Raw genomic sequence first — 1,565 nt, 5'->3', positions numbered from 1 at the left:
CCAGCTGGTCAACTCGGCGCATCCCTTTGCCGCCACCACCACAGGCAGCCTTGATAAGGAGCGGAAAGCCAATCTGGCTCGCCTGATCACGTAAAAAATCGGGCCGTTGATCGGTGCCGTGATAACCGGGCAGCACCGGCACTCCCGCCGCCTGCATCAGTGCCTTGGCGCCCGATTTATCGCCCATGGCCAAAATGGCGGCGCCGCTTGGGCCGACAAAGCGCAGGCCGCGTTGCTCGCAGGCGGTGGCAAAGTCGCTGTTTTCTGACAAAAAGCCATAACCGGGGTGGATGGCATCGGCGCGCGCCGCTTTGGCAATGGTCAGCACCTTGCCGGTGTCGAGGTAGCTCTCTTTGGCTGGCGCTGGCCCCAGATGCCAAGCCTCATCGGCCAAACGGGTGTGCATGGCGTGGGCGTCGGCATCGGAGTAGAGGGCGATGGTATGAATGCCGAGGCGTTTTGCCGTCTTGATGATCCGCACGGCGATCTCGCCACGGTTGGCAATCAGTAGACGTTTAATCTGAGAGTGACGGGTCATTGTGGCTCCTTGCTGGTCAAGGTGCGCCAAGTGGGAGGTCGTTTGTCGAAGAAGGCCTGCATCCCCTCTTGGGCTTCAGGGCCAACCCGTACTCGGGCGATGGTCTCGACAGTGCGTGCTTGGTGAAGCGCTGGCGCATCGGCGTCTAGGGCCGCCAAGAGTCGTTTGGTCTCTTTCATCGCCTCCGGCCCATTGCGGCATAGCCGCAGGGCTTGCGCTCGCCCTTGCGCTAGGAGCTGATCCGGCTTGCAGAGCTGGTGCGCCACATTGAGCCGACAGGCGGTGATGGCATCGAATGGCTCGGCGCTGAGCATGTAGCGGCGGGCTTGGCGCATCCCCATGGTGCGCACCACGTAGGGGCTGATCACCGCTGGCACCAGACCCAAGCTCACCTCGGAGAGGCAGAAGCGGGCATCGTCGCTGGCCAGCACCAGATCGCAGGCGCAAATCAGCCCCAGCGCCCCGCCATAGGCGGCCCCTTGCACCAGCGCCACCGTGGGAAAGGGCAGTTCATCGAGGGCTTGCAGCAGCCGCGCCAGTACCCGGGCATCTTCCCGGTTGTGTTCGACATCGGCGTGAGCCAGATTGCGCATCCAGTTGAGATCGGCGCCGGCGCAAAAGTGTGTGCCCTCGGCCCGTAGCAGCAGGGCGCGAGGACGCTCGGCGAGGTCATGACCATGGCGATGGGCGAGATCATAGAGGCAGTCGAGCAGCCCCGTCATCAAGTCAGCATCCAGCGCGTTGTGATGGGTGGGGCGTGACAACACCAGCTCGGCCAGCGGGCCATGGCGCTCCAGCCGAAATGAGCCCAAGGTGGCAGCGTGAGAGGCAGGGGGAAGGGGGGTTGACATTGGCGTGCTCCTTACATCCGAAAGATGCCGTACTGCTCAGGGCCAAGCTCGGCCCCTTGACAGGCGGCCAGTGCCAGGGCCAGCACGGTGCGGCTCTGGGCCGGATCGATAACGCCGTCATCCCACAGGCGGGCGCTGGCGTAGTAGGGGTGGCCTTGGCGCTCATACTGCTCAAG

General features: G+C 64.0%; 2 protein-coding genes and 1 pseudogene. All 3 read right to left on the bottom strand.

Features of this window, described 5'->3' with window-relative positions; translation table 11 throughout:
- Positions 1-538 (bottom strand): biotin carboxylase N-terminal domain-containing protein (locus CUC53_RS18675; protein ID WP_272896789.1); only part of this gene is annotated, 538 nt, incomplete at its 3' end.
- Positions 535-1,389, bottom strand: a complete 855-nt coding sequence (locus CUC53_RS18670; protein ID WP_100295437.1) for an enoyl-CoA hydratase-related protein — start codon at positions 1,387-1,389, stop codon at positions 535-537. The genes CUC53_RS18675 and CUC53_RS18670, both read right to left, overlap by 4 nt.
- Positions 1,390-1,400: 11 nt before the next feature.
- A pseudogene (locus tag CUC53_RS18665) lies at positions 1,401-1,565 on the bottom strand (methylcrotonoyl-CoA carboxylase); the annotation flags it as partial.

This window comes from Aeromonas cavernicola (genome assembly GCF_002795305.1).
Lineage (GTDB): Bacteria > Pseudomonadota > Gammaproteobacteria > Enterobacterales > Aeromonadaceae > Aeromonas > Aeromonas cavernicola.
The sequence above is the reverse complement of the archived record's forward strand: the minus strand, read 5'-3'. Positions and strand labels throughout refer to the sequence as shown.